This is a genomic window from Streptococcus oralis (assembly GCF_019929365.1).
In the GTDB taxonomy this organism is placed as follows: domain Bacteria; phylum Bacillota; class Bacilli; order Lactobacillales; family Streptococcaceae; genus Streptococcus; species Streptococcus oralis_BT.
This window is the reverse complement of the sequence record NZ_JAHZPH010000001.1, coordinates 501959-526980: the sequence shown is the minus strand read 5'-3', so window position 1 is coordinate 526980 and position 25022 is coordinate 501959. Positions and strand designations below refer to the sequence as shown.

General features: G+C 40.2%; 31 protein-coding genes and 1 pseudogene. 22 read left to right on the top strand and 10 right to left on the bottom strand.

From position 1 onward, the window contains the following. Nucleotides 1-645, top strand: coding sequence for a TetR/AcrR family transcriptional regulator (locus K1I53_RS02680; protein WP_223328102.1), 645 nt, complete (start codon nucleotides 1-3; stop codon nucleotides 643-645). A 96-nt stretch (nucleotides 646-741) separates the two neighbouring features. Here K1I53_RS02680 and gdhA read toward each other — a convergent pair whose 3' ends face one another. Beyond that, a complete protein-coding gene (gene gdhA / locus K1I53_RS02675) occupies nucleotides 742-2088 on the bottom strand; it encodes an NADP-specific glutamate dehydrogenase (RefSeq protein ID WP_049536397.1) in 1347 nt (448 codons plus the stop codon). Between the two features lie 205 nt (nucleotides 2089-2293). On the opposite strand from gdhA, the gene K1I53_RS02670 reads away from it, so the two are divergent. The 7 genes from K1I53_RS02670 to K1I53_RS02640 all read left to right on the top strand — a co-directional run bounded on the left by K1I53_RS02670 (nucleotide 2294) and on the right by K1I53_RS02640 (nucleotide 8788). After that, the gene (locus tag K1I53_RS02670) at nucleotides 2294-3229 is read left to right on the top strand and encodes a dihydroorotate oxidase (RefSeq protein ID WP_223328099.1); all 936 of its coding nucleotides are present in this window, start codon (nucleotides 2294-2296) and stop codon (nucleotides 3227-3229) included. 32 nt (nucleotides 3230-3261) lie between these two features. After that, the gene (gene holA / locus K1I53_RS02665; RefSeq protein WP_223328097.1) at nucleotides 3262-4299 is read left to right on the top strand and encodes a DNA polymerase III subunit delta; all 1038 of its coding nucleotides are present in this window, start codon (nucleotides 3262-3264) and stop codon (nucleotides 4297-4299) included. Between the two features lie 69 nt (nucleotides 4300-4368). Then, entirely contained in the window at nucleotides 4369-4974 is a 606-nt protein-coding gene (gene sodA / locus K1I53_RS02660; protein WP_084880814.1) for a superoxide dismutase SodA, read from the top strand. Between the two features lie 153 nt (nucleotides 4975-5127). After that, nucleotides 5128-5658 carry a YutD family protein gene (locus K1I53_RS02655; RefSeq protein ID WP_223328095.1) on the top strand — a complete coding sequence of 177 codons (531 nt, stop codon included), beginning with the start codon at nucleotides 5128-5130 and terminating at the stop codon, nucleotides 5656-5658. Nucleotides 5659-5678: 20 nt separating this feature from the next. Continuing rightward, entirely contained in the window at nucleotides 5679-6764 is a 1086-nt protein-coding gene (gene rlmN, locus K1I53_RS02650; RefSeq protein WP_061599238.1) for a 23S rRNA (adenine(2503)-C(2))-methyltransferase RlmN, read from the top strand. 1 nt (nucleotide 6765) lies between these two features. Continuing rightward, nucleotides 6766-7245 (top strand): VanZ family protein, encoded by a 480-nt coding sequence (locus K1I53_RS02645; protein WP_223328093.1) that lies wholly within the window; start codon nucleotides 6766-6768, stop codon nucleotides 7243-7245. 1 nt (nucleotide 7246) lies between these two features. Further along, entirely contained in the window at nucleotides 7247-8788 is a 1542-nt protein-coding gene (locus K1I53_RS02640; RefSeq protein WP_223328091.1) for an ABC-F family ATP-binding cassette domain-containing protein, read from the top strand. 43 nt (nucleotides 8789-8831) lie between these two features. Here K1I53_RS02640 and K1I53_RS02635 read toward each other — a convergent pair whose 3' ends face one another. From K1I53_RS02635 to K1I53_RS02625, 3 genes are all read right to left on the bottom strand, one after another. Then, nucleotides 8832-9071 (bottom strand): zinc-ribbon domain-containing protein, encoded by a 240-nt coding sequence (locus tag K1I53_RS02635; protein ID WP_223328089.1) that lies wholly within the window; start codon nucleotides 9069-9071, stop codon nucleotides 8832-8834. A gap of 27 nt (nucleotides 9072-9098) precedes the next feature. After that, complete coding sequence (locus K1I53_RS02630) at nucleotides 9099-9905, bottom strand: peptidylprolyl isomerase (protein WP_223328087.1); 807 nt, start codon at nucleotides 9903-9905, stop codon at nucleotides 9099-9101. A 108-nt stretch (nucleotides 9906-10013) separates the two neighbouring features. Beyond that, complete coding sequence (locus K1I53_RS02625) at nucleotides 10014-10175, bottom strand: hypothetical protein (protein WP_111466904.1); 162 nt, start codon at nucleotides 10173-10175, stop codon at nucleotides 10014-10016. 460 nt (nucleotides 10176-10635) lie between these two features. Here K1I53_RS02625 and K1I53_RS02620 point away from each other — a divergent pair, with 460 nt between their 5' ends. The 3 genes from K1I53_RS02620 to K1I53_RS02610 all read left to right on the top strand — a co-directional run bounded on the left by K1I53_RS02620 (nucleotide 10636) and on the right by K1I53_RS02610 (nucleotide 12578). Continuing rightward, nucleotides 10636-11250 (top strand): CadD family cadmium resistance transporter, encoded by a 615-nt coding sequence (locus K1I53_RS02620; protein ID WP_000615745.1) that lies wholly within the window; start codon nucleotides 10636-10638, stop codon nucleotides 11248-11250. A gap of 11 nt (nucleotides 11251-11261) precedes the next feature. Continuing rightward, nucleotides 11262-11600 (top strand): Cd(II)/Zn(II)-sensing metalloregulatory transcriptional regulator CadX, encoded by a 339-nt coding sequence (cadX, locus tag K1I53_RS02615; RefSeq protein ID WP_000711085.1) that lies wholly within the window; start codon nucleotides 11262-11264, stop codon nucleotides 11598-11600. Nucleotides 11601-11996: 396 nt separating this feature from the next. Beyond that, nucleotides 11997-12578 carry a TMEM175 family protein gene (locus tag K1I53_RS02610; protein WP_000711074.1) on the top strand — a complete coding sequence of 194 codons (582 nt, stop codon included), beginning with the start codon at nucleotides 11997-11999 and terminating at the stop codon, nucleotides 12576-12578. A gap of 406 nt (nucleotides 12579-12984) precedes the next feature. On the opposite strand, the pseudogene K1I53_RS02605 reads toward K1I53_RS02610, so the two are convergent. After that, nucleotides 12985-13173: pseudogene (locus K1I53_RS02605) on the bottom strand (hypothetical protein). Nucleotides 13174-13350: 177 nt separating this feature from the next. Here K1I53_RS02605 and rpsP point away from each other — a divergent pair. The 6 genes from rpsP to K1I53_RS02575 all read left to right on the top strand — a co-directional run bounded on the left by rpsP (nucleotide 13351) and on the right by K1I53_RS02575 (nucleotide 15915). Next, nucleotides 13351-13623 carry a 30S ribosomal protein S16 gene (gene rpsP, locus K1I53_RS02600; protein WP_000268760.1) on the top strand — a complete coding sequence of 91 codons (273 nt, stop codon included), beginning with the start codon at nucleotides 13351-13353 and terminating at the stop codon, nucleotides 13621-13623. 19 nt (nucleotides 13624-13642) lie between these two features. Continuing rightward, the gene (gene kphA, locus K1I53_RS02595) at nucleotides 13643-13882 is read left to right on the top strand and encodes an RNA-binding protein KphA (protein WP_000379617.1); all 240 of its coding nucleotides are present in this window, start codon (nucleotides 13643-13645) and stop codon (nucleotides 13880-13882) included. Between the two features lie 44 nt (nucleotides 13883-13926). Next, nucleotides 13927-14259, top strand: a complete 333-nt coding sequence (locus tag K1I53_RS02590; protein WP_223328080.1) for a MazG nucleotide pyrophosphohydrolase domain-containing protein — start codon at nucleotides 13927-13929, stop codon at nucleotides 14257-14259. A 78-nt stretch (nucleotides 14260-14337) separates the two neighbouring features. Then, nucleotides 14338-14856 carry a ribosome maturation factor RimM gene (gene rimM, locus K1I53_RS02585; RefSeq protein WP_223328078.1) on the top strand — a complete coding sequence of 173 codons (519 nt, stop codon included), beginning with the start codon at nucleotides 14338-14340 and terminating at the stop codon, nucleotides 14854-14856. After that, nucleotides 14846-15565, top strand: coding sequence for a tRNA (guanosine(37)-N1)-methyltransferase TrmD (gene trmD, locus K1I53_RS02580; RefSeq protein WP_125448530.1), 720 nt, complete (start codon nucleotides 14846-14848; stop codon nucleotides 15563-15565). Before rimM ends, trmD begins: the two co-directional genes overlap by 11 nt. Nucleotides 15566-15576: 11 nt before the next feature. After that, nucleotides 15577-15915, top strand: coding sequence for an ATP cone domain-containing protein (locus K1I53_RS02575; protein ID WP_001196053.1), 339 nt, complete (start codon nucleotides 15577-15579; stop codon nucleotides 15913-15915). Nucleotides 15916-15943: 28 nt separating this feature from the next. Here the strand turns inward: K1I53_RS02575 and K1I53_RS02570 are convergent, their stop codons facing one another. Further along, nucleotides 15944-16264 (bottom strand): hypothetical protein, encoded by a 321-nt coding sequence (locus K1I53_RS02570; protein ID WP_223328077.1) that lies wholly within the window; start codon nucleotides 16262-16264, stop codon nucleotides 15944-15946. Nucleotides 16265-16366: 102 nt separating this feature from the next. Here K1I53_RS02570 and K1I53_RS02565 point away from each other — a divergent pair, with 102 nt between their 5' ends. Beyond that, nucleotides 16367-16585 (top strand): YdbC family protein, encoded by a 219-nt coding sequence (locus K1I53_RS02565; RefSeq protein ID WP_061452411.1) that lies wholly within the window; start codon nucleotides 16367-16369, stop codon nucleotides 16583-16585. A gap of 37 nt (nucleotides 16586-16622) precedes the next feature. On the opposite strand, the gene K1I53_RS02560 is transcribed toward K1I53_RS02565, so the two are convergent. Together K1I53_RS02560 and gor are read right to left on the bottom strand one after the other, a co-directional pair. Further along, complete coding sequence (locus tag K1I53_RS02560; RefSeq protein WP_223328076.1) at nucleotides 16623-17159, bottom strand: biotin transporter BioY; 537 nt, start codon at nucleotides 17157-17159, stop codon at nucleotides 16623-16625. A gap of 143 nt (nucleotides 17160-17302) precedes the next feature. After that, the gene (gene gor, locus K1I53_RS02555; RefSeq protein ID WP_223328075.1) at nucleotides 17303-18649 is read right to left on the bottom strand and encodes a glutathione-disulfide reductase; all 1347 of its coding nucleotides are present in this window, start codon (nucleotides 18647-18649) and stop codon (nucleotides 17303-17305) included. A gap of 267 nt (nucleotides 18650-18916) precedes the next feature. On the opposite strand from gor, the gene K1I53_RS02550 reads away from it, so the two are divergent. From K1I53_RS02550 to metG, 4 genes are all read left to right on the top strand, one after another. Beyond that, the gene (locus K1I53_RS02550) at nucleotides 18917-20071 is read left to right on the top strand and encodes an efflux RND transporter periplasmic adaptor subunit (RefSeq protein ID WP_223328074.1); all 1155 of its coding nucleotides are present in this window, start codon (nucleotides 18917-18919) and stop codon (nucleotides 20069-20071) included. Beyond that, on the top strand, nucleotides 20055-20756 hold the full coding sequence (locus K1I53_RS02545) for an ABC transporter ATP-binding protein (RefSeq protein WP_000811477.1): 702 nt from the start codon (nucleotides 20055-20057) through the stop codon (nucleotides 20754-20756). The genes K1I53_RS02550 and K1I53_RS02545 overlap by 17 nt, the downstream gene beginning before the upstream one ends. Before the next feature lies 1 nt (nucleotide 20757). After that, nucleotides 20758-22017 carry an ABC transporter permease gene (locus K1I53_RS02540; protein ID WP_223328072.1) on the top strand — a complete coding sequence of 420 codons (1260 nt, stop codon included), beginning with the start codon at nucleotides 20758-20760 and terminating at the stop codon, nucleotides 22015-22017. A gap of 123 nt (nucleotides 22018-22140) precedes the next feature. After that, nucleotides 22141-24138 carry a methionine--tRNA ligase gene (metG, locus tag K1I53_RS02535; RefSeq protein ID WP_001291389.1) on the top strand — a complete coding sequence of 666 codons (1998 nt, stop codon included), beginning with the start codon at nucleotides 22141-22143 and terminating at the stop codon, nucleotides 24136-24138. A gap of 16 nt (nucleotides 24139-24154) precedes the next feature. Here the strand turns inward: metG and K1I53_RS02530 are convergent, their stop codons facing one another. Together K1I53_RS02530 and rpsT are read right to left on the bottom strand one after the other, a co-directional pair. After that, nucleotides 24155-24688, bottom strand: coding sequence for a DNA topology modulation protein (locus tag K1I53_RS02530; RefSeq protein ID WP_000684216.1), 534 nt, complete (start codon nucleotides 24686-24688; stop codon nucleotides 24155-24157). 52 nt (nucleotides 24689-24740) lie between these two features. Continuing rightward, complete coding sequence (rpsT, locus tag K1I53_RS02525) at nucleotides 24741-24977, bottom strand: 30S ribosomal protein S20 (RefSeq protein WP_001274000.1); 237 nt, start codon at nucleotides 24975-24977, stop codon at nucleotides 24741-24743. Between the last annotated feature and the right edge of the window lie 45 nt (nucleotides 24978-25022).

Below are 25022 nucleotides of genomic sequence, written 5' to 3'. Positions count from 1 at the left end.
ATGGAAAGTTTAGAACAAAGGTATGCTCAGACATTAGAAAATAGCAACTTGAGTTTAAAACAACGTCAAGTGTTATTATCAAGTTTAAAGTTGTTTTCAGAAATTGGCTTTGAAAATACAACAGCCAGCCTTATTGCTAAGGAAGCTGGAGTTTCAGAAGGGACAGTTTTTAGTTACTTTAAAACCAAGGAAGGCATCTTAGAAGCTATTCTGTCAACTTTTCTAGAACAGGTTATTCCAGATGTGATTGCTGATTTTTCTGAGAAGAAATTTACAGCAAACCAAGAGTCTTTTCCACTATTTTTAAGAAGCATTGTTCGAGATAGACTAGTTTTCATTCAGGAGAATCAAATGCAAGTTAAAATTCTCTTGAGTCGTTCTTTTATTGATAAAACTATTTCTGACCAGTTAGGGAATGTCATTGTTCACTCTATCATTAAGCCAATTAGTTCAGTTCTGAATCAGTTTAAAGAAAATGGTGTTATTCGAGATTGGTCAAATGAAAGAATTGTTCGTTATATTCTAGCTTTGAGTCTTTCTTATGCTCTTCCAATGATGTTGAATGATAATGAGGACCTAGACATAGATGAAGCAGTAAATGAAATAGTTGAATGCCTGTCTTTTGCCTTAGTAGAGGTAAAATAAATCTTGATTTTAAGCTTACTATTTTAAATGGTGAGCTTTTTTGAAGCCAACATAAAAATCCCCAATCATAACGATTGAGGATTGAGCAAATGAATTTTAAACAATACCTTGTGCAATCATAGCATTTGCTACGTTTTCGAAGGCAGCGATATTTGCTCCTGCAAGGTAGTCAGTACCAAGACCGTATGTTTCAGCAGTTGTTTTAGCTGTATTGAAGATATTTGTCATGATGTCTTTGAGGCGTCCATCAACTTCTTCACGGGTCCATGAAAGGCGAAGGCTGTTTTGGCTCATTTCAAGTGCAGATACAGCTACACCACCAGCGTTGGCAGCTTTGGCAGGTCCATAAAGGATTCCGTTTTCTTTGTAGACTTTAATCGCATCAAGGTCGCTCGGCATGTTGGCACCTTCTGATACGCAGATAACACCTTGAGCAACCAAACGTTTAGCAGCTTCACCGTTGATTTCATTTTGAGTCGCACATGGAAGAGCAATATCGTAGTTTCCAGCGTAAGTCCATACAGAACCTTCATGGTAAGTAGCAGTTGCTTTCTCAGCTGCATACTCAGTCAAACGTGCACGACGGTTATTCTTCACATCTGCTAGAAGGTCGAAGTCGATACCGTTTTCGTCAATGACATAACCATTTGAGTCAGATACAGAGATAACAGTTGCACCAAGTTCAGTCGCTTTTTGAAGAGCGTATTGAGCTACGTTACCAGAACCTGAAATAACCACTTTCTTACCAGCAAAGCTGTTACCGTTGGCTTTGAGCATTTCTTCAGTATAGTAAACTAAACCGTAACCAGTTGCTTCTGGACGAATCAAGCTACCACCAAATCCAAGAGGTTTACCAGTCAAGACACCAGCATCAAATTGGTTAAGACGTTTGTATTGTCCGTAAAGGTAACCAATTTCGCGTCCTCCAACACCGATATCACCAGCAGGTACGTCAAGTGATGGTCCGATGTATTTTTGCAATTCAGTCATGAAGCTTTGGCAGAAGCGCATCACTTCAGCATCAGTCTTCCCTTTAGGATCGAAGTCTGATCCACCTTTACCTCCACCGATTGGAAGTCCAGTCAAGACGTTTTTAAAGATTTGTTCGAAGCCGAGGAATTTCAAGATCCCTTGGTTTACAGTTGGGTGGAAACGAAGTCCGCCTTTATATGGTCCAACAGCTGAGTTGAATTGAACACGGTAACCACGGTTGACTTGAACTTTTCCATCACGGTCAACCCAAGGAACACGGAAAGAAATCACGCGCTCAGGCTCAGTGATGCGTGCCAAGATGTTTTCTTCGATATACTCGGGATGTTTTTCAAATACAGGTTCCAAAGTGCTGAAGAATTCTTCAACTGCTTGGAGAAATTCAGCCTCATGCCCGTTACGAGCTTTCACAGTTGCAAACACGCTTTGGATATAGTCTTTAGCAGATGTCATATCGTTCTCCTTTTTGTTGTTATATTTTATTACATGAGCCATTATAGCAGAATTTTTTTTGAGTGTAAAGAAAAAAACATAAATTTTCTAAAAATTCTTTCAATTTACAAAACCGAACGTTTTATATAGAAATTAGTTTCTCAAAGAGAAAATATGAAAGTATGGTATAATATTAGAAATAAAAGGAATCTGGAGGATCAGAATCATGGTATCAACGAAAACACAAATAGCTGGCTTTGAGTTTGATAATTGCTTGATGAATGCAGCAGGTGTGGCTTGTATGACGATAGAAGAGCTTGAAGGGGTCAAAAACTCAGCGGCGGGTACTTTTGTTACGAAGACTGCGACCTTGGACTTTCGTCAGGGGAATCCTGAACCACGTTACCAGGATGTTCCACTTGGTTCCATCAACTCCATGGGATTACCAAATAATGGCTTAGACTATTATCTGGACTATCTTTTGGACTTGCAGGAAAAAGAGCCAAACCGAACTTTCTTCCTATCTCTAGTCGGCATGTCTCCAGAAGAAACACATACCATCTTGAAAAAAGTTCAAGAGAGTGAATTCAAAGGACTGACAGAGCTTAATCTCTCTTGTCCAAATGTTCCAGGTAAACCACAGATTGCCTATGATTTTGAGACCACAGACCGTATCTTGTCAGAGGTATTTACCTACTTTACAAAACCTCTTGGGATCAAATTGCCACCATATTTTGATATTGTTCACTTTGATCAAGCGGCTGCTATTTTCAACAAATACCCGCTCAAGTTTGTTAACTGTGTTAACTCTATAGGAAACGGCCTTTATATAGAAGACGAGTCGGTCGTGATTCGTCCTAAAAATGGTTTTGGTGGGATTGGTGGAGAGTATATCAAGCCGACTGCTCTTGCTAATGTGCACGCCTTCTACCAACGCTTAAATCCAGAAATCCAAATCATCGGAACGGGTGGTGTTCTAACGGGTCGTGATGCCTTTGAACACATCCTCTGTGGTGCGAGTATGGTGCAAGTAGGAACGACGCTCCACAAAGAAGGTGTTGGAGCTTTTGAGCGCATTACCAATGAACTGAAAGCTATTATGGTGGAAAAAGGTTATGAGAACCTAGAAGATTTCCGTGGGAAATTGCGCTATATTGATTAAAGTTAGCAAAAAATCAGAAGAAAGGAGAGAAGATGCTAGCCATAGAAGAGAGTCAAAAGGTATCTCTATCAAATTTATCTAGCTTGAATCTATTTACAGGGACAGACCAGGGCCAGTTTGAAGTTATGAAGAGTCAAGTGTTGAAACAGATTGGTTATGATCCAGCTGATCTCAATTTTGCTTACTTTGATATGAAAGAAGTAGCTTATAAAGACTTAGAGTTGGAGTTGGTCAGTCTCCCTTTCTTTGCGGATGAAAAAATCGTGATATTAGACCATTTTGTCGATATCACAACTGCCAAGAAACGTTTTTTAACAGATGATGAGCTCAAGTCATTTGAGGAATACCTTGACAATCCTTCACCAACGACTAAACTCTTGATTTTTGCAGAAGGAAAGTTGGATAGCAAAAGACGGCTGGTCAAACTGCTCAAACGAGATGCGACTGTCTTTGACGCTATTGAGGCTAAGGAGCAAGAACTGCGCCAGTATTTCCAAAAGTGGAGCCAGACACAAGGTCTGCAGTTTGTGGGGCAATCCTTTGAAAATCTACTTCTCAAATCTGGTTTTCAATTTAGTGAAATCCAGAAAAACATCCTTTTTTTACAGTCTTATAAGTCAGATGGCCTGATTGAGGAGAAGGATATTGTCGAGGCTATTCCAAAGACTCTGCAGGACAATATTTTTGATTTGACTCAGCTTATCTTGGGCAAAAAGATCGACCAGGCCCGTGACTTGGTTAGAGACTTGACCTTGCAAGGGGAGGATGAGATTAAGCTCATAGCTGTCATGTTGGGACAGTTTCGTACCTTTAACCAGGTGAAGATTTTATCAGAGAGCGGTCAGACGGAATCGCAGATTGCAAGCAGTCTGGGAACTTACTTGGGGCGCAATCCTAATCCTTATCAAATCAAGTTTGCATTGAGAGATTCGAGAGGGATTTCCTTAGGTTTTCTCAAGCGAGCAATTTCTTATTTGATTGAAACAGACTACCAGATTAAGACAGGTGTCTATGAAAAAGGGTACCTGTTTGAAAAGGCACTTTTGCAGATTGCGGCAGAGGCAAATTGAGCAAAAAACTTGAAAAAAGAGGATGATTGCGTTATCATTTTCATATAGAAAGAAAAAGAGGTATTACAGATGGCTATTATCTTACCAGACCTTCCATACGCATATGACGCTTTGGAACCATACATCGATGCAGAAACAATGCACTTGCACCATGACAAACACCACCAAACTTATGTAAACAATGCAAATGCAGCTCTTGAAAAACACCCTGAAATCGGTGAAGACCTTGAAGCTTTGCTTGCTGATGTAGACTCTATCCCAGCTGATATCCGTCAAGCGCTTATCAACAATGGTGGTGGACACTTGAACCACGCTCTTTTCTGGGAATTGATGACTCCTGAGAAAACAGCTCCATCAGCAGAACTTGTAGCAGCAATCGACGCAACATTTGGTTCATTCGAAGAGTTCCAAGCAGCCTTTACAGCAGCAGCTACAACTCGCTTTGGTTCTGGATGGGCATGGTTGGTTGTCAACAAAGAAGGAAAGCTTGAAGTGACTTCAACAGCAAACCAAGACACACCAATCTCAGAAGGTAAAAAACCAATCTTGGGCTTGGACGTTTGGGAACATGCTTACTACGTGAAATACCGCAATGTGCGTCCTGACTACATCAAAGCTTTCTTCTCAGTGATCAACTGGAACAAAGTAGATGAGCTTTACGCAGCAGCGAAATAATGAATATGAAGAGAAGAGCTAATCTTCTCTTTTTGGTTTATATGGCAGAAGTCTGACAAAATCGTCAGACTTTTTTCATTTTTATGAGAAACGTGCTAATTGCTAGAAATTATGGTAAAATAGAGTGTTAAGTAATCGTGGAAAAGGAAGACTATGCGTAAAGAAATTGCACCTGAATTATACAACTATAACAAGTTTCCTGGCCCAGAATTTCATGTAAATGGGGATAAGGTTGAGACTGAAGGGATTGCTTTTACCTTGGTTGAAAATATCAAGGATGCTTTCGATGTGACAGTCTTTAATCAACGCTTCTCAGAAGTGTTGACCAAGTTTGATTATGTCGTGGGGGACTGGAGCAATGAACAGCTCCGTCTACGTGGCTTTTACAAAGACGATCGAACAGAGGAAAAAATTGAAAAGATTAGTCGGTTACAGGACTATCTTTTGGAGTACTGTAGTTATGGTTGTGCCTATTTTGTCCTAGAAAATCAAGCACCGAAGCGGGCTTCATTTGACAAAAAAATGCGTAAAAAGGATGAGGAAAACCTTCCTAGAAGAGGAAAGAAACCTTCGCAAAACAAGAGAAAACCAAATGCGGATAAGCGAAATAGACGTCGTCATAAGGACCAAAAGTCTCAGAAAGAGGACAAGGGACAGCGCCATTTTGTCATTCGTCAGAAATAGATAGAGAATAAGGAGAAGAGATGAAACCGTCTATTTATAGTTTAACACGTCAAACCATGCAAGAATGGGTATTAGAACAAGGAGAAAAGAAATTCCGAGCAGATCAAATCTGGGAATGGCTTTACCGTAAACGTGTCCAGTCATTTGAAGAAATGACCAACCTTTCTAAAGATTTGATTGCTAAGCTTAATGACCAGTTTGTGGTCAATCCTTTGAAACAGCGGATCGTACAAGAGTCAGCTGACGGTACCGTTAAGTATCTTTTCGAGTTGCCAGATGGCATGTTGATTGAGACAGTACTCATGCGTCAACACTACGGTTTGTCAGTCTGTGTGACCACTCAGGTTGGCTGTAATATTGGTTGTACCTTCTGTGCGTCAGGTTTGATCAAGAAGCAACGTGACCTCAATAACGGGGAAATTGTAGCGCAGATCATGTTGGTTCAGAAATATTTTGATGAGCGTGGTCAGGATGAGCGTGTCAGTCATATTGTTGTCATGGGAATTGGTGAACCATTTGATAACTACAACAATGTCTTGAATTTCGTCCGTACCATCAATGATGACAAGGGGATGGCAATCGGTGCTCGTCACATCACTGTTTCTACCTCAGGTTTGGCCCATAAAATTCGTGATTTTGCTAATGAAGGCGTACAGGTTAATCTGGCTGTTTCCCTTCACGCACCCAATAATGAATTGCGCTCAAGCATCATGAAAATTAACCGTGCCTTTCCGATTGAAAAGCTCTTTGCTGCTATTGAGTACTATATTGAAACAACCAATCGCCGTGTAACCTTTGAATACATCATGCTGAATGAAGTCAATGATGGTGTTGAACAAGCCTTGGAGTTGGCTGAATTGCTCAAGAACATCAAGAAATTGTCTTATGTAAACTTGATTCCCTATAACCCAGTTAGTGAACATGACCAATATAGCCGTAGTCCTAAAGAGCGTGTGATGGCCTTCTATGATACCCTCAAGAAAAAAGGGATTAACTGTGTCGTCCGTCAGGAACATGGTACAGATATTGATGCGGCTTGTGGACAATTGCGTTCCAATACTATGAAGCGTGACCGCCAGAAGGCAGTCGCAGCGGTAAATCCATAAAATGACTAGAAAAAGAGAATTAATCTTAAGGTTGGGAGTGGCTATTTACAGCCTTTGCATTATCTGTTTTTGTTTTACTCCCCAACCTCAACTTCCTACAGGAGTGGAAACTCCAGGTATTCAAACTTTTGGACGCCTGGTTTTTCTTTTAACTCCCTTAAACTCCCTTTGGAATCTGGGTGAAGTGACTAGTTTGGGACAAGTCATTTGGATCTTTTTGCAGAACATCTTAAATGTCTTCTTGCTCTTCCCTATGGTTTTTCAACTGCTCTATCTCTTGCCCTCTCTAAGAAAAACTAAAAGGTTTCTTCTTCTCAGTTTTATACTGAGCTTGGGAATCGAGTGCACACAACTAGTCTTAGACTTTTTCTTTGATTTTAATCGGGTCTTTGAGATTGATGATTTGTGGACCAATACCTTGGGTGGCTACCTAGCTTGGATCCTTTATAAACTACTACATAAAAACAATATAAGGAATTAACATGAGTATTTTAGAAGTTAAAAATCTGAGTCACGGTTTTGGTGACCGTGCAATTTTTGAAGATGTGTCTTTCCGTCTCCTCAAGGGTGAACACATCGGCTTAGTCGGTGCCAATGGTGAGGGAAAATCAACCTTTATGAGCATCGTGACTGGTAAGATGTTGCCAGACGAAGGAAAGGTGGAGTGGTCTAAGTATGTGACTGCTGGCTACTTGGACCAGCATGCTGTGCTAAAGGAAGGTCAAACTGTTCGTGATGTGCTCCGTACAGCCTTTGATGAGCTTTTCAAAGCAGAAGCACGTATCAATGACCTCTATATGGAAATGGCCGAAGAGGGCGCAGATATCGATGCACTGATGGAAGAAGTTGGCGAACTCCAAGACCGTTTGGAGAGTCGTGATTTTTATACTTTAGATGCCAAGATTGATGAAGTAGCGCGTGCCCTCGGTGTCATGGACTATGGTATGGATACAGACGTAACAGCATTGTCAGGTGGGCAACGAACCAAGGTCCTCTTGGCTAAACTCCTCCTTGAAAAGCCTGATATCTTGTTACTGGACGAACCAACCAACTACTTGGATGCTGAACACATTGACTGGCTTAAGCGTTATCTCCAAAACTATGAGAATGCTTTTGTCCTTATTTCGCACGATATTCCTTTCCTCAACGACGTGATTAATATCGTCTACCATGTGGAAAACCAACAATTGACTCGTTATTCTGGAGACTACTACCAGTTCCAAGAAGTCTATGCTATGAAGAAATCTCAGTTAGAAGCGGCCTATGAACGTCAACAGAAAGAGATTGCAGACCTCAAGGATTTCGTGGCTCGAAATAAAGCCCGTGTTGCAACGCGTAATATGGCCATGTCCCGTCAAAAGAAACTCGACAAGATGGATATCATTGAACTCCAAAGCGAGAAACCAAAGCCATCCTTTGATTTCAAACCGGCTCGTACGCCAGGGCGCTTTATCTTCCAAGTCAAGGACTTACAGATTGGTTATGACCGTCCACTTACCAAACCCTTAAACCTTACCTTTGAACGCAATCAAAAAGTTGCCATTATTGGAGCCAATGGTATCGGGAAAACAACCCTCTTGAAGTCTCTCTTGGGCATTATTCCACCAATTGCTGGAGAAGTCGAACGTGGCGACTATCTAGAACTTGGCTACTTTGAGCAAGAAGTAGAAGGTGGCAATCGTCAAACACCTCTTGAAGCTGTTTGGAATGCCTTTCCAGCACTCAATCAAGCAGAAGTCCGTGCAGCCCTTGCTCGTTGTGGCTTGACAACCAAACATATCGAAAGTCAGATTCAGGTTTTGTCAGGTGGGGAACAGGCCAAGGTGCGTTTCTGTCTCTTGATGAACCGTGAAAACAACGTTTTAGTGCTGGACGAGCCAACCAACCACTTGGATGTAGATGCCAAGGAAGAACTTAAACGGGCGCTTAAAGAATACAAAGGAAGCATTCTTATAGTTTGCCACGAACCAGACTTTTATGAAGGCTGGATGGACCAAATCTGGGACTTTAACAAGCTGACTTAAAAGCACTAAAAAAGCCAAGTCGAAATGACTTGGCCTTTTTTGACTAGTAATTTAAATAGTTTTCAACTTCAGATTTCTCAATTTCTTTACCATAGTGGCAAACCGGACAAGAAACAAAGTAACTTTTACCATAAGGGAAAAGTGGAATCCAGTAGAGGGTGAACTTGCGCCCAGTTTCTACGATCTCCCAAGCGTCGACATTGTTACAGTGACCACATTCGATTGCAGTTTGCGTATGTCCTAAATCTTTTTGATAACCTTTAGAACCCCAAAATAAAATCATGTCATCGTCTCCTTATCTGTTGATGGCTTATTTTTTGCTGAAGTCGTAGTCTTTCACCACTTCGATACTATCGATAGTGATAGCAGTAGTTGGTTTGTCTTTTTCATCTTTTTCAGCCTTGGCAATCTTGTCGACAACATCCATGCCATCGATGACTTGACCAAATACAGGATGTTTGCCATCTAGGCTAGGATTTCCCCCCTCTTTATAAGCTTCGATGATTTTCTTTGGATACTTGCTAGTAGGGAGTTTCGCAGAAATATCTGTTGAGTTTTGGTTGATGAAGAACTGGCTACCGTTGGTGTTTGGTTGACCAGTGTTAGCCATAGCAAGGGCTCCGCGGATATTGTATAGGTAGGGAGAAATTTCGTTTTTGAAACCAGTTCCCTTATCCTTCGTTTTATCCTTATCATGCCAGATGGATTGGCCACCTGTACCATCTCCCTTAGGATCTCCAGTTTGGACCATAAAGCCATCGATAACACGGTGGAAGGTGATGCCGTTATAGTAGCCATCCTTAGCGTGAGTAAGGAAGTTTTCAACTGCTAATGGTGCTAATTTTGGAAAGAGTTTGATGCGTACATCGCCTTGATTTGTATGGAGAATGACCTCAGCTTCATCTTCGGCAACTTCTTTAGAAAGTTGAGGGAAGTTGGCATTTTCATTTGTTAAAGCATCATTCAAATCTTTGGTAGCCTGAGCAGCTGCTTTTGAGCTTTCTTCAGCTGAGATACTAGAGTCGACATAGTCATCACCACGGAGACCACGTTGGATACTAGTACATCCTGCAAGGGCAATAGATGATAGTAAAAGAAGGGTTGCTAGTTTTTTCATTGTTTTCCTCTCAAAAATTCATTTCTATCATTGTACCCTAAAAGGGAGGTGATTTCAAATATTTGTGACAAGGTAGTTTAAGAGGAAGCCGACCAGAAAGTCGCTTGCTTAGAGATTTTTCTTTGGATGACGGTCGATAATGTCCTGGTACTGTTCCAGTATCTGCTCCCCCTTTGGAGTCAATTTGTAACCACGAATTGAAAAGTAACTTGCTAATTCTTCTCCTGAAAAGTTGTCACGAAGGGATTGGTCCAAATCTGGAGCCCTCATCTTAGAAAGTACTGTAACTCTCCATACTTTTGAGGATATTCTCTTTCATAGTGGTATTTAGATGATCAAGCGAGTCAAACAACTAAAGAATTCTTTGAAGCAATGCATCGGATTTGGTTTGAATAGTTTCGTTAATAATATTTGATGATAAAGAATTTTTGGAAAATCTAGACACTGTATGAATCTCTACTTTTTTTCTTAGGCTTTTATAAAGTCTGTCAGAATAGGCTTTGTAGGTGTAGAAGTTAATTTTTACAGAAGTGAAGTAAGCATTCAATACGAATCAATACATAAGAAAAACTCTGATTTCAAGCGTTTTTTCTTTTTTCAATTTTAATACATTTCACTATATTTCAGTCCAATCTCTACCTTCTTATCTATACTTTGATGGAGCTGAAGTTGACATCTACAAAGTTTAATGTTAAAATTCATTCAAAAATATATTTGAATGAGGTGTTTTATGATTCAAAATGTTGTTACTTCAATAATCCTGTATTCTGGGACAGCCGTAGACTTACTTATTATCCTAATGTTATTTTTTGCCAAAAGAAAAAGCAGAAAAGACATCATTAACATCTATTTAGGACAATTTCTAGGCTCTGTTAGTCTAATATTGCTAAGTTTACTTTTTGCATTTGTCTTAAATTATATTCCTAGTAAAGAGATTTTAGGTTTGCTCGGTTTGATTCCAATTTTCCTAGGGCTCAAAGTTTTGCTTTTAGGAGATTCTGATGGAGAAGCTATTGCAAAAGATGGTTTGCGAAAAGACAATAAAAACCTGATTTTTCTAGTCGCTATGATCACTTTTGCAAGTTGTGGCGCTGACAATATTGGTGTTTTTGTCCCATATTTTATTACCTTAAATTTAGCGAATTTGATAGTGGCTTTACTTACCTTTCTAGTCATGATTTATCTCTTGGTTTTTTCTGCCCAAAAATTGGCACAAGTCCCTTCTGTTGGAGAAACTTTGGAAAAATATAGCAGATGGTTTATTGCCGTTGTTTATTTAGGATTGGGGATGTATATTCTGATTGAAAACAACAGCTTTGACATGCTAAGGACTGTGTTCGGCTAGGAGAAAAAATTATGAAAAAAGATAGTATCTGCCAAGTGAATATTATAAATCAACAAAATGTTACAACCGCAACGAACTACCTTGAAAAGGAAAAAGTCCAAAAATCACTTCGCATTTTATCAAAATTTACCGATAATAAACAGATAAATATCATCTTTTATCTCCTTGCCGTCGAAGAACTCTGTGTCTGCGATATAGCCTGTTTACTAAATCTCAGTATGGCATCTGCCTCCCACCATCTTCGTAAACTAGCCAATCAAAACATCTTGGACACTAGAAGAGAGGGGAAAATTATATATTATTTTATAAAAGATGAGGAAATCAGAGATTTTTTTAATCAACTAGGATAACAACTATTTTTACTACTTTTCCATGATTATAGGGGATTATATATGAAATTTTTTGATGAAAATTTCCCATAAGAAATACCTACTCGTATCAAATGTTTAAGAAAAAAGTATAATTTAAAGCAAATCGACCTAGGTAATGCAGCTCAAGTTAGCCAAGTTGAAAAGGGAGGAATTTGAAAGAAAATGTATCTTTGATAGTAGTCATTTATTGTGAAATATGATATATTTATTAATTAGATGGATGAATATTTCTAAAGTTAAATAAAATATGACAGATACATGTTTTTTAGTGTATCTTGTTTGTACTCAAAGTATGAAATGAATATCTAATATTTAAGATTAATAAATATTATACGATGAGATAGAATGCTACAAAATGAAAGGTGATGTAATCTGATGAAGAAAGATAGATTAATTGCATTGACAGATGCGGTTCTAGCAATTATAATGACTATCCTAATCTTAGAATTAGAAAAACCAACGACACCAAGTCTTCAAGCTTTTTGGGATTTACGGCAAAATTTCTTTGCTTATTTTCTTTCCTTTTTCTGGTTAGGATCGTTATGGATGGCACTAAACACACTATGGGAAAAGGTTGAGAAAATTTCCCCACAAATTGTTTGGTGGAATTTGTTTCTTTTATTTTTTGTTTCATTTATGCCCTATGCTACTGGAATCGTTAGTAGTCATTTCATGAACCATACGGCACAGCTCTTTTATGGACTGATCGTTATTGTTTCAACGGTAGCAAACTGGTTTTTACATAAAGTAATTGATAAACCCAATATAGATCAGAAAGAATTACTTGAAGCTACCGCACAATATAGAAAGTTATTGATACCTGACCTAATAATTAAAGGAGTGGGATTGATTCTATCCTTAATTCTCTATCCTCCGATTATGATGTATAGTGTTTTAATTGCGGCATTTTACATCATAACTTTAAAAACACTATCTGAAAAAAGAGTGAATAACTAAAAAACGGTGACCAAAGTTAGGTGTATTATTTTAATGATTACAGACCTAAACTATTCCCCTATTTAGAATCTATTAATTCATATTTTATAAATTAATTAGTAGATATCGTTCTTAAAATCCTTGATATTTCGCTGTTTTTAGTCCAACTGAAACGCATACTTTCCAAACCAGATTTTAAGAAAGCTCGTAAAGCTAGGTAGTTTTCTAAACGTTAAAAACTAGCTACAATACAGCATTTACAACACTTCATGGTTCACACCATGGGGTGTTTTTGATGATTTTAAGCAAAATTCACACTATTTAATTAAAAGTTATTTAAATTAGATAAAAATTTGTTTTCTGAAAAAGTGGGAAAACATTGATTTTAAGCGAATTTTGAATCATATTCGAATGGGAGTTTTTAAAATCATGTTTCGGTTGTAAAAGTGCCAAAGTTGATTCTCCATAGGAGAATGATATCTCCTGCTAGTAAATCATCTGCTAATAGGTCCATGTGTCATTTGGGAATGGGCTTGAGATTTAGTAGCCAAGCTTCGACATCACGATTAAGAGAGATATAGGGCTTGACAGGGTAGTTATCAAAAGTAGTATTCATAAATTTTTTCTTTCTAATTTATCTCTATTAGTCTAATAAATTTCTAAAAAATTTAAAAATTTTTAACTCTGTCAAGTTTTTTTCTTGACACCTCTCGAAAATCTGTTATAATAGAACATGTGCTAAATAGCTTAGCTATTTCACCGAAATAAAAAATAAGAAAAGAGACATTAAAAAATGGCAGTTAAAATCCGTTTGACTCGTATGGGTTCTAAGAAAAAACCTTTCTACCGTATCAACGTAGCAGACTCACGTTCACCACGTGACGGACGTTTCATCGAAACAGTTGGAACTTACAACCCACTTGTTGCTGAAAACCAAGTGACTTTGAAAGAAGACCGCGTTCTTGCATGGTTGGCTGATGGAGCTCAACCTTCAGATACAGTTCGCAACATCCTTTCAAAAGAAGGCGTATTGAAAAAATTCCACGATTCTAAATTCTCAAAATAAGTTTAAAGTAGGTTGACAGATGGATACGATTGAAAATCTCATTATTGCTATTGTGAAACCTTTGATTTCACAACCAGATGCCTTAACTATCAAGATTGAAGACACACCAGAGTTTTTGGAGTATCACTTGGATCTTGACCAAAGCGATGTCGGTCGTGTTATCGGTCGTAAGGGTCGCACTATCTCAGCGATAAGAACGATTGTCTACTCTGTCCCAACTGAAGACAAAAAAGTAAGAATCGTTATTGACGAAAAATAAGAAGGGCGGGACGAATGTCTCGCTTTTTTTGCAAGGAGCAGGATATGAAGGATTTAACGTTTAGACAATTACAAGACTACTTACTCGAACATTACCAGCAGTCTCGGACTGAGGAAGGTCTCTTTATGAAGCTAGTGGAGGAAGTCGGAGAGGTAGCAGAGGTCTTGAATGGACGCTCCGGTCGAAAAGAGGGGGTCCAGGATTCAAATGAGGAACTAGCCAAAGAACTAGCTGATATCATTCATTACACTGTTGCAATCGCGGCCATCAATGACATTGACCTAACAAATACCATCTTTGAGAAAGATAAAAAAGCTGCCATTAAGTATCAGCATAAAAGAGATTTGGAAGGATTTTTGGAAAGAAAGCATCCATGATAGTAGCCTTTTTCTGCAACTTGTGAAAATCCCTAGAACGTGATAAAATAAAGGATAGAAATAGATACAGGAGACAAGATGAACTACTTTAATGTTGGAAAAATCGTCAATACGCAGGGTCTACAAGGTGAGATGCGAGTCTTGTCTGTGACGGATTTTGCTGAGGAACGTTTTAAAAAAGGGGCAGAGCTGGCTTTATTTGATGAAAAAGATCAGTTTGTCCAAACAGTGACCATAGCTAGCCACCGTAAGCATAAGAATTTTGACATTATCAAATTCAAAGACATGTACCATATCAACGCGATTGAAAAATTCAAAGGGTACAGTCTCAAGGTCTCTGAGGAAGATCTAAATGACCTAGACGATGGAGAATTCTACTATCACGAGATTATTGGTTTGGAAGTTTATGAAGGAGACAACTTGATTGGAACTATCAAGGAGATTCTACAACCAGGTGCCAATGATGTCTGGGTGGTTAAGCGAAAAGGTAAGCGAGATTTGCTTTTACCTTACATTCCGCCAGTAGTTCTCCATGTTGATCTTCCAAACAAGCGGGTCCAAGTGGAAATCTTAGAAGGACTAGACGATGAAGATTGATATTTTAACCCTCTTTCCTGAGATGTTTTCTCCGCTGGAGCACTCGATTGTTGGAAAGGCTCGAGAAAAAGGTCTCTTGGATATCCAGTACCATAATTTCAGAGAATATGCTGAAAAGGCCCGTCATGTTGACGATGAGCCCTACGGAGGAGGTCAGGGTATGTTGCTCCGCGCCCAACCTATTTTCGATGCTTTTGATGCTATTGAAAAGAAAAAGCCGCGCGTGATTCTTCTCGATCCTGCTGGGAAACAGTTTGATCAGGCTTATGCTGAAGATTTGGCCCAAGAGGAAGAGCTAATCTTTATCTGCGGTCACTATGAAGGGTATGACGAACGCATCAAGACCTTGGTAACCGATGAAATTTCCCTAGGAGACTATGTCTTGACTGGTGGCGAATTGGCGGCTATGACTATGATTGATGCGACTGTTCGCTTGATTCCTGAAGTGATTGGCAAGGAGTCTAGTCACCAGGACGATAGTTTTTCTTCGGGATTGCTCGAATATCCCCAATACACACGTCCTTATGACTATCGAGGCATGGTGGTTCCAGATGTGCTTATGAGTGGGCACCATGAGAAGATTCGTCAGTGGCGACTTTATGAGAGTTTAAAGAAAACCTATGAGCGCAGACCAGATTTGCTAGAAAACTATCAACTAACAGCAGAAGAAGAAAAAATGCTGGCTGAAATCAGAGAAAACAAAGAATAAAGGAGAACCTTATGCAAGTAATCAAACGTAATGGAGAAGTTGCAGACTTTGATCCAGATAAAATTTACCAAGCTGTCCTAAAAGCAGCTCAGACAGTTTATGTTTTGACTGATGACCTACGTCAAAACCTAGCTCAAGTCACTAAAAAAGTAGTCTTGGACTTGGAAGAAGCAAAAGTGGAACGTGCGACCATTAGCATGATTCAATCAATGGTTGAAAATCGTTTGTTGGGGGCAGGATATATCACCATCGCAGAACATTACATTTCTTACCGCTTACAACGCGATTTGGAGAGAAGTGGTTACGGTGACCACATCGCAGTCCACCTGCATTTTGAACAAATTCGTTAAAAAGAAAAAGAGTGGGATGAAAAACATCTCACTCTTTCTTAAATCTATTTTTCTGAGCTGTTTGTACAGTTGAAGGGACGAAACGAAGTCTTTTGATATCAGTGATTCGGATGATACGTGTCACATTTTTTGTAAAATTTTTGACAACAATCTGTTGACGACTGGTATCATATTTGACGATATCACCAGTGAAGCTTGTTTCAGCTAGTATGACATGAACAGCAGTTTTTTTCTGGATGGCTTGTTCAATTGTAGCAATGAGGGAGTCGTTTTCAGAATAATCTCGTACATCCTGTCCACTGAGAAAGTCTTGTATCTTATCTAAGACATGCTTGAATGTATATCTCATAGGCTTCTCCCCTCTTATATAACCATATTATATAAAATTTTCCTAAAATCTACAAGATTTTACGAATAGACTAGAGAAAGCATATCATATAAAGGAGTTAAAATGGCAGAATTTACATTTGAAATCGAAGAACACTTACTGACCTTGTCTGAAAATGACAAAGGATGGACAAAAGAACTAAACCGAGTCAGCTTTAATGGCGCTCCAGCTAAGTTTGATATTCGAACTTGGAGCCCTGATCATACCAAAATGGGAAAAGGAATCACCCTTACAAACGAGGAATTTCAAGTAATGGTGGATGCTTTTAAAGGAAATCAATAAAAGGATATTGAGTTTTTGACTCAGTATCCTTTTTGGGTTAAATTGAGAAGTATGCTTGTCCCCTAAGTCGTTGTAATAGTGGACGACCAATGAAGCTAATCGCAATGATTTTACCAAGATCAGGGAGGATAAAGGGAAGGACACCGACAGCGAGTGCCTTATCGAATGGCATACCAGCAAGGAAGTGGAGGCTGAGAATACCTCCGACAAAGACGAGGGAATCACCCAAGAGGTTGGCTAGGAAAATGCGGATATAGCCACTATTCTGATGGATGAGATAAGAGGTAAGTCCTGCATAGACAAGGTCGAACCAAAGATAACCTGCGCTTGGACCGACTAAAACGTGAAATCCTGCACCACCCCCTGCAAAGACAGGTAGACCAATGGCGCCCAGAAGGAGATAGAGAGCTACAGAAAGGACGGCTTCTCTAGGTCTAAAAACAGTAGCAATCAGACCAATCGCAAAGTTTTGCAGAGTGAAAGGTACAGGACCGATAGGGAGACTGATTTGTGCCAATACGGCGATGAGAGCAGCACCGATAGCAGGGATAGCATAGATATGAGCTTTTTTCAAAACTGTTAACCTCTTTTCAAAATTATAGTAACTATTATACTAATTTAGAAACAGAAGTCAACCTATTTTTGAAATCTAGGTAACAATTTTGTAACAGCCGATTTTGCAAGTAAAAAGAGACTCTTTAAAGTCTCTTTCAACAATTAGCGCATGGTTACAAATTCTTCAGAGGCAGTCGGGTGAATAGCTACTGTAGCATCAAAGTCTGCCTTGGTTGCTCCCATCTTGATAGCAACAGCGAATCCTTGAATCATCTCATCCACTCCGTAACCAAGTCCATGTAGGCCAACAACTTTTTCGTCAGCACCAGCGGTGATGAGTTTGAAGCGAGATTCCTGGCGATGGCCAGTAACGGCAGAGTACATAGATGCAAAGCTTGACTTGTAGACTTTGATGTCATCTTGGCCGTATTCTTTGATAGCTTGATCCTCAGTTAAACCAACCGTTCCGATTGCTGGGTGTGAGAAGACAACAGTAGGGATAGTCGTGTAGTCCATCTTGGCATTTGTTTTCCCGTTGAAGAGTCGTTCAGATAGGGTGCGTCCTGCCTTGATGGCTACTGGGGTCAGTTCTTTCTCACCAGTAACATCTCCAAGGGCGTAAATACCATCTACAACAGTATTTTGGTATTCATCCACTTGGATAAATCCACGTTCGTTAAGTGTAACGCCAGCCTTTTCTAACTCAAGACCGTCTACATTTGGGCGGCGGCCGGTAGCCCAGATAACTTGGCTTGCAGTGTGACTAGAGCCGTCTTCAAAATGAATCGTAATACCTTGCTCAGTTTCTTCGAGCTTGACGGGTACCTTATGTGTGTGTAAAGGTAGACCTGTTTTTTCCATTTCATTGACAAGTCCTTCAACGATGTAGCTGTCAAAACCACGCAAGGGACGATCACGACGGACAAACAAATCAGTTTTTACTCCTAGTGCGTGGAGAACACCTGCTAATTCAACGGCAATATAACCAGCTCCAAGAATCGCAACGGAGTCAGGAAGTTGCTCCCAAGCAAAGACATCGTCTGAGCTACCACCAAGTTCAGCTCCAGGGATAGTTGGGATGCTTGGACGAGCGCCAGTCGCAATCACGATATGCTTGGCACGAATCAATTCACCATTAACGCTGACTGTGTGGGAATCAACGAAATGAGCACGACCTTCAATCAAATCAACACCGTTGCGCTTGAAACTTCCATCATAAGACGAGCGGGCACGATCGATGTAGGCTTCACGATTTTGACGAAGTTTTGCGAAATCAAATTGAACATCTGAACTTGTAAAACCATAGTCAGGGCCGTAGTGGTGGAAGCTTTCAGCGATTTGCGCTCCATACCACATGATTTTCTTAGGAACACAGCCAACGTTGACACAAGTTCCACCTAATTTTTTCTCTTCGATAACAGCTGCTTTAGCGCCGTGTTCACCAGCTCGGTTCATAGTGGCGATGCCGCCACTTCCTCCACCGATGGCGATGATATCATATTCTCTCATGGAAAACTCCTTATAGCTTTGATAGTCATATTCTATCGTTTTTACTATTTGAATGCAAAAATCTGCTACGCTCTAAAGAAATAGCAGAAAACACTTGCTAAATATAGAAATAAGGTGTATGATGTTACTAGTACAATTCTGCATAAATTAAATGAAAATAAGGCATGTTTCCTGAATTGTTCTCTTTTATCTCTGAACAATCATTGTTTAGAGTAGGTAAATTTGCTATAATAGTCTTTGTATTGAAAATAAAACAGGAGTTTTGTGATGAAGGGGAATAAGAAAACTAAAAAATGGCAACTATACACAGCTATTGGTGCTGCAAGTATTATTATAATCAGTGCAGTGGGTATTTTGCTATTTAGACAGCCCTCTCAGGCTGCCGGTAAGGATGACACATCGCATCTTGTAGTCGCAAAGGAAGGAACAGTTGCCTCCTCTGTTCTTTTATCTGGTACCGTCACCGCAAAAAATGAACAATATGTTTATTTGGATGCAAGTAAGGGTGAGGTGGATGAAATCTTGGTTTCTGTTGGAGATAAGGTTGACAAAGGACAAGCGCTCGTAAAATACAACAGCACAGAAGCGCAGTCTGCTTATGATGCAGCTAACCGTGCCATAGCCAAGGCTGATCGTCGTATCAATGACTTGAAGGAATCACGAAACAACACTCTAGCTGATTCGGAAGAATATGATGATGGAGCACAGAGTTCTTCTGTCTCTTCCATTGATTCTCAGATTAGTGATGCTCGTGATAGTCGTGCTGATGCAGAGGCGCAACTTAAAAAGGCGCAGGCCCAATTGGACGCAACAAAGGTTTTGAGTACGCTAGAAGGTACAGTTGTAGAAGTTAATCGCAATGTATCAAAGTCCACAACTGCTGCAAATCAAGTGATGGTTCATGTAGTAAGTAACGACAATCTACAAGTCAAGGGAGAACTTTCCGAGTACAATCTTGCCAACCTTTCTGTTGGCCAAGAAGTGACCTTCTCTTCTAAAGTTTACCAAGATAAAACTTGGACAGGGAAGATCAGCTTTATTTCAGCTTACCCTAAAAATAGTGGAGAAGGAACGAATGCTATAACTGGGGGGAATACTGGTTCTAAATATCCTTATACGATTGAAGTAACGAGTGAGATTGGTGATTTGAGACCAGGTTTTACCGTTAGTGTTGAGGTTAAAAGTGACAAGAAATCAATCCTCGTACCCTTAACCAGTGTCATTACTGAAGACGGAAAAAACTACGTTTGGGTTGTTGACGAAGAGAATAAGGCTAAGAAAATCGAAGTTAGCCTAGGAAATGCTGACGCAGAAAACCAAGAGATCACATCTGGTTTGACAGACGGAACCAAAGTCATCAGTAATCCAACGACTTCCTTGGAAGAAGGAAAAGAGGTGAAGGCTGATGAAACAACTAATTAGTCTAAAAAACATCTGCCGGAGCTATCGAAATGGTGAACAGGAACTGCAGGTCTTGAAAAATATTAATTTGGAGATTGGCGAAGGGGAATTTGTTGCCATTATGGGACCATCTGGTTCGGGTAAATCTACTCTGATGAATACCATCGGAATGCTGGACACCCCAACTAGCGGCGAATACTATCTAGAAGGTCAAGAAGTGGCCCGTCTAGGTGAAAAGCAGTTGGCACAGGTACGTAACCAACAAATTGGTTTTGTCTTTCAACAGTTCTTTCTTTTGTCAAAGATGGATGCTGTTCAAAATGTCGAGTTACCCTTGATTTATGCAGGAGTTCCAGCTGCCCAACGTCGCAAGTTGGCAGAGGAATATCTGAGTAAAGTAGAGTTGACTGATCGTATTCATCACCTTCCTTCGGAGTTGTCTGGCGGTCAAAAACAACGGGTGGCCATTGCACGTGCTCTTGTTAACGATCCCTCAATCATCCTAGCTGATGAACCGACAGGCGCCTTGGATACGAAAACAGGAAGCCAAATCATGGAACTCTTGGTTGAGTTAAATGAAGAAGGCAAGACGATTATTATGGTAACGCACGAGCCCGAAATTGCAGCCTATGCAAAACGCCAAATTGTAATCCGTGATGGAGTTATTTCGTCTGATAGCGCTCGTTTGGAAGGGAAGGAGAACTAAGATGCAAAATCTGAAATTTGCCTTTTCATCTATTATGGCACACAAGATGCGCTCCTTTTTGACTATGATTGGCATTATCATCGGAGTCTCTTCAGTAGTTGTCATCATGGCTTTAGGGGACTCTATGTCTCGTCAGGTCAATAAAAATATGACAAAATCTCAGAAAAATATTCAGGTATTTTTCTCACCAATTAAAAGTAAGGACGGTTCCTTTACACAAAAGCAATCTGCACTGACACTATCTGGTAAAGAAGAAGATGTTCACGTAGAACCACCTAAAACACAGGAATCGTGGGTTAAGGAAACTGCCAAACTAAAAGGTGTAGATGGCTATTATGTGACTAATAGTACAAATGTTACTTTGACCTACAAGGATAAAAAGGTAGAGAGAGCAAGTCTGACAGGTGGGAATATGACTTATATGTCTGCTGTAGAAAATAAAATTATTGCAGGTAGGGATCTGAGAGAACAAGATTACCGAGATTTTACAAGTGTGATTTTGCTAGATGAGGAACTCGCTAAAAGTCTTTTTGACTCGCCTCAGGCAGCACTCAATCAAATCATTTCAGCCAATGGATATAGCTACCGCGTGATTGGTGTTTACTCTAGTCCTGCTGTTAAAAGTGCTAAGATGTTTGGTGTAGGTGGTTTACCGATTACAACCAATGCTTCTGTAGCAGCTAATTTTAATGTGGAGGAAATTTCTAATATTGTCTTTCGTGTGAATGATACGAGTCTAACTCCGACTTTGGGGCCAGAACTCGCACGTAAGATGACAGAAATTGCAGGAGTACAGCAGGGAGAATATCAGGTTGTAGACGAAACTGCCGCTTTTGCAGAGGTTCAGCAAATCTTTGGTTTTATGACCGCTATTATCAGTGCTATCGCAGGAATCTCTCTCTTTGTGGGAGGGACTGGAGTTATGAATATCATGCTGGTTTCTGTAACGGAGCGTACTCGTGAGATTGGTCTTCGTAAAGCATTGGGAGCTACACGGGCTAATATCTTGGTACAGTTTTTGATTGAGTCCATGATATTGACCTTGTTAGGTGGAGTCATCGGCCTAGTAAGTGCAGCGGGCTTGACCACGCTAGCAGGCGCTTTGTTAAAAAATATGATGGAAGGAATAGAAATTGGTGTCTCGCTACCGATTGCTCTCTTTAGCTTGGCTGTTTCGGCCAGCGTTGGTATGATCTTTGGGGTCTTACCAGCCAATAAAGCGTCTAAGCTTGATCCAATTGAAGCCCTTCGCTATGAATAAGATAAACAAGATGGACATTTGTCTATCTTGTTTTTGTATAGATTTCCCTATCGAAAATCACCGAAAATATGATATAATGAAGTGTTAGAAAAACAGGTTTCATTTGCCTGGAAAGGAAAAAATATGTCTGAAAAGAATTTTTATATTACAACACCGATTTACTATCCATCTGGTAAACTTCATATCGGTTCTGCTTACACAACTATCGCCTGTGATGTCCTAGCGCGTTATAAACGTCTCATGGGCTACGATGTCTTTTATCTGACAGGTCTTGACGAGCATGGTCAAAAGATCCAACAGAAAGCAGAAGAAGCTGGTATTACACCACAAGCTTATGTTGACGGGATGGCGGTTGGAGTCAAAGAACTCTGGCAATTACTAGATATCTCATACGATAAATTCATCCGTACGACTGATGATTACCATGAAAAAGTAGTGGCTCAAGTCTTTGAGCGCTTACTTGCTCAGGATGATATCTACTTGGGCGAATACTCTGGCTGGTATTCGGTCTCAGATGAAGAATTCTTTACAGAAAGCCAGCTTGCAGAAGTTTTCCGTGACGAAGCTGGAAATGTGACGGGCGGTATCGCTCCATCTGGTCACGAGGTTGAATGGGTTTCAGAAGAGTCTTACTTCCTTCGTCTAAGTAAATATCAAGATCGCTTGGTTGAATTTTTTAAATCACATCCTGACTTTATCACTCCAGATGGTCGTCTTAATGAAATGCTACGTAACTTCATCGAGCCAGGATTGGAAGACTTAGCGGTTTCTCGTACAACCTTTACATGGGGAGTACCAGTGCCGTCCAATCCTAAACACGTTGTCTATGTTTGGATTGATGCCCTTCTTAACTATGCGACAGCTCTTGGTTATGGTCAAGATGAACATGGTAACTTTGATAAGTTCTGGAATGGAACGGTCTTCCACATGGTCGGAAAAGACATTCTTCGTTTCCACTCTATCTACTGGCCAATCCTTCTCATGATGTTGGATATGAAGTTGCCTGACCGCTTGATTGCCCACGGTTGGTTTGTCATGAAAGACGGCAAGATGTCTAAGTCTAAAGGGAATGTCGTCTATCCTGAAATGTTGGTAGAGCGTTATGGACTGGATCCGCTTCGTTACTACCTCATGCGTAGCCTTCCAGTCGGTTCAGACGGAACCTTTACTCCCGAGGACTACATAGGCCGTATCAACTATGAATTGGCCAATGACCTAGGAAACCTCCTCAACCGTACGGTTTCCATGATTAACAAGTACTTTGATGGACAAATCCCTGCCTATGTAGAAGGTGTGACAGAATTTGACCATGCTCTTGCTCAAGTAGCTACTGAATCAATTGCTGATTACCATACACACATGGATGCAGTTGACTACCCACGTGCTCTAGAAGCAGTTTGGACGCTTATCTCTCGTACTAACAAATATATTGATGAGACAGCCCCATGGGTCTTGGCTAAGGATGAAGCTCTTCGTGACCAATTGGCAAGTGTCATGAGCCACTTGGCAGCCAGCCTTCGTGTCGTAGCACACTTGATTGAGCCATTTATGATGGAAACCAGTCGCGCAGTCTTGACTCAGCTTGGTCTCGCAGAAGTTACTAGTCTTGAGAACTTGAGCTTGGGGGATTTTCCTGAGGGTGTAACAGTAGTAGCCAAAGGAACACCAATCTTCCCACGTTTGGATATGGAAGAAGAAATCGCCTATATCAAGGAACAAATGGAAGGTAGCAAGCCAGCAGTCGAAAAAGAATGGAATCCAGACGAAGTCGAACTCAAACTGAACAAGGATGAAATTAAGTTTGAAGACTTCGATAAGGTTGAGATTCGTGTTGCTGAAGTCAAAGAAGTGTCTAAAGTGGAAGGCTCTGATAAGTTGCTTCAATTCCGCCTAGATGCTGGTGATGGCGAAGACCGTCAAATCCTCTCAGGAATTGCGAAATACTATCCAAATGAGCAAGAATTGGTCGGCAAGAAAGTCCAAATCGTTGCCAACCTCAAACCTCGCAAGATGATGAAAAAATATGTCAGCCAAGGCATGATCCTCTCAGCTGAACATGATGGCAAACTAACCCTTCTCACAGTTGATCCAGCTGTACCAAACGGAAGTGTGATTGGATAAAAGCAAAAAACCAACGTTAGGTACGTTGGTTTTTCTTGTTATGTGTGAGCTTTTCTAAGAACTGGTCCATCTCCTTTTGTGACCTGAGGACAATTACTTTCTCCGGATAGGTTTCTTGAATCTGCTGATAACGTTCTTTAGCGGATTTGCTCCGTCCATCCCAGAGAATCCATCTGATAAAGTTCCAGTCAAAGCGTTCAGGGCAGCCTGCTGCCATGCTTTCTCTGACCTTGCCTCGGTATGTGAGATACCGTTTAAAGGCTCGAAAGAGACAAGTCCATGGGGAAAAATTTAGAAAGATAATTTGCTCAGCTTCCTGCATTCTTTCCTCGTAATAGCACCAAGAGTAGTTACCGTCGATGACCCAAGCTTCATGCTTTGTGAGAAAGTTTTTCATCTCGGTCAACATCCATTCGCGGTCACTGTCTTGCCAACCAGGTTGAAATTGGAGTGTATCCATATGCAGTTTTGGGATGGAGTAGTAGTTTGATAATTTTTCAGCTAGGGTTGACTTACCAGCTCCAGAATATCCGATGATTGCGATTTTCATTTTCTACCTTTTCTTATTAGAGGACAAAAAAACAGCCTCTATGGACTGTTTCTTATTTAGCAAGTTTAGCTGAAAGACGAGCTTTATCGCGGCTTGCTTTGTTTTTATGAATCAAACCTTTAGTTTCTGCTTTGTCGATAGCTGAGCTAGCAGCACGGAAAAGTTCTTCAGAAGGGTTTGCTTCGAAAGCTTTGATAGCAGTACGCATAGCTGATTTTTGAGCTGAGTTTTTTTCGTTTTGTTTAACGTTCAATTCAGCGCGTTTGATAGCTGATTTAATGTTTGCCAATGTTCTTACCTCCATATTTACTAACTATACCATTATATCTGAAAA

Bases quoted from the DNA above. Each gene is read 5' to 3' on its own strand.
- K1I53_RS02680 (WP_223328102.1), top strand. From the start codon at position 1: ATGGAAAGTTTAGAACAAAGGTATGCTCAGACATTAGAAAATAGCAAC.
- gdhA (WP_049536397.1), bottom strand. From the start codon at position 2,088: ATGACATCTGCTAAAGACTATATCCAAAGCGTGTTTGCAACTGTGAAA.
- K1I53_RS02670 (WP_223328099.1), top strand. From the start codon at position 2,294: ATGGTATCAACGAAAACACAAATAGCTGGCTTTGAGTTTGATAATTGC.
- holA (WP_223328097.1), top strand. From the start codon at position 3,262: ATGCTAGCCATAGAAGAGAGTCAAAAGGTATCTCTATCAAATTTATCT.
- sodA (WP_084880814.1), top strand. From the start codon at position 4,369: ATGGCTATTATCTTACCAGACCTTCCATACGCATATGACGCTTTGGAA.
- K1I53_RS02655 (WP_223328095.1), top strand. From the start codon at position 5,128: ATGCGTAAAGAAATTGCACCTGAATTATACAACTATAACAAGTTTCCT.
- rlmN (WP_061599238.1), top strand. From the start codon at position 5,679: ATGAAACCGTCTATTTATAGTTTAACACGTCAAACCATGCAAGAATGG.
- K1I53_RS02645 (WP_223328093.1), top strand. From the start codon at position 6,766: ATGACTAGAAAAAGAGAATTAATCTTAAGGTTGGGAGTGGCTATTTAC.
- K1I53_RS02640 (WP_223328091.1), top strand. From the start codon at position 7,247: ATGAGTATTTTAGAAGTTAAAAATCTGAGTCACGGTTTTGGTGACCGT.
- K1I53_RS02635 (WP_223328089.1), bottom strand. From the start codon at position 9,071: ATGATTTTATTTTGGGGTTCTAAAGGTTATCAAAAAGATTTAGGACAT.
- K1I53_RS02630 (WP_223328087.1), bottom strand. From the start codon at position 9,905: ATGAAAAAACTAGCAACCCTTCTTTTACTATCATCTATTGCCCTTGCA.
- K1I53_RS02625 (WP_111466904.1), bottom strand. From the start codon at position 10,175: ATGAGGGCTCCAGATTTGGACCAATCCCTTCGTGACAACTTTTCAGGA.
- K1I53_RS02620 (WP_000615745.1), top strand. From the start codon at position 10,636: ATGATTCAAAATGTTGTTACTTCAATAATCCTGTATTCTGGGACAGCC.
- cadX (WP_000711085.1), top strand. From the start codon at position 11,262: ATGAAAAAAGATAGTATCTGCCAAGTGAATATTATAAATCAACAAAAT.
- K1I53_RS02610 (WP_000711074.1), top strand. From the start codon at position 11,997: ATGAAGAAAGATAGATTAATTGCATTGACAGATGCGGTTCTAGCAATT.
- rpsP (WP_000268760.1), top strand. From the start codon at position 13,351: ATGGCAGTTAAAATCCGTTTGACTCGTATGGGTTCTAAGAAAAAACCT.
- kphA (WP_000379617.1), top strand. From the start codon at position 13,643: ATGGATACGATTGAAAATCTCATTATTGCTATTGTGAAACCTTTGATT.
- K1I53_RS02590 (WP_223328080.1), top strand. From the start codon at position 13,927: ATGAAGGATTTAACGTTTAGACAATTACAAGACTACTTACTCGAACAT.
- rimM (WP_223328078.1), top strand. From the start codon at position 14,338: ATGAACTACTTTAATGTTGGAAAAATCGTCAATACGCAGGGTCTACAA.
- trmD (WP_125448530.1), top strand. From the start codon at position 14,846: ATGAAGATTGATATTTTAACCCTCTTTCCTGAGATGTTTTCTCCGCTG.
- K1I53_RS02575 (WP_001196053.1), top strand. From the start codon at position 15,577: ATGCAAGTAATCAAACGTAATGGAGAAGTTGCAGACTTTGATCCAGAT.
- K1I53_RS02570 (WP_223328077.1), bottom strand. From the start codon at position 16,264: ATGAGATATACATTCAAGCATGTCTTAGATAAGATACAAGACTTTCTC.
- K1I53_RS02565 (WP_061452411.1), top strand. From the start codon at position 16,367: ATGGCAGAATTTACATTTGAAATCGAAGAACACTTACTGACCTTGTCT.
- gor (WP_223328075.1), bottom strand. From the start codon at position 18,649: ATGAGAGAATATGATATCATCGCCATCGGTGGAGGAAGTGGCGGCATC.
- K1I53_RS02550 (WP_223328074.1), top strand. From the start codon at position 18,917: ATGAAGGGGAATAAGAAAACTAAAAAATGGCAACTATACACAGCTATT.
- K1I53_RS02545 (WP_000811477.1), top strand. From the start codon at position 20,055: ATGAAACAACTAATTAGTCTAAAAAACATCTGCCGGAGCTATCGAAAT.
- K1I53_RS02540 (WP_223328072.1), top strand. From the start codon at position 20,758: ATGCAAAATCTGAAATTTGCCTTTTCATCTATTATGGCACACAAGATG.
- metG (WP_001291389.1), top strand. From the start codon at position 22,141: ATGTCTGAAAAGAATTTTTATATTACAACACCGATTTACTATCCATCT.
- K1I53_RS02530 (WP_000684216.1), bottom strand. From the start codon at position 24,688: ATGAAAATCGCAATCATCGGATATTCTGGAGCTGGTAAGTCAACCCTA.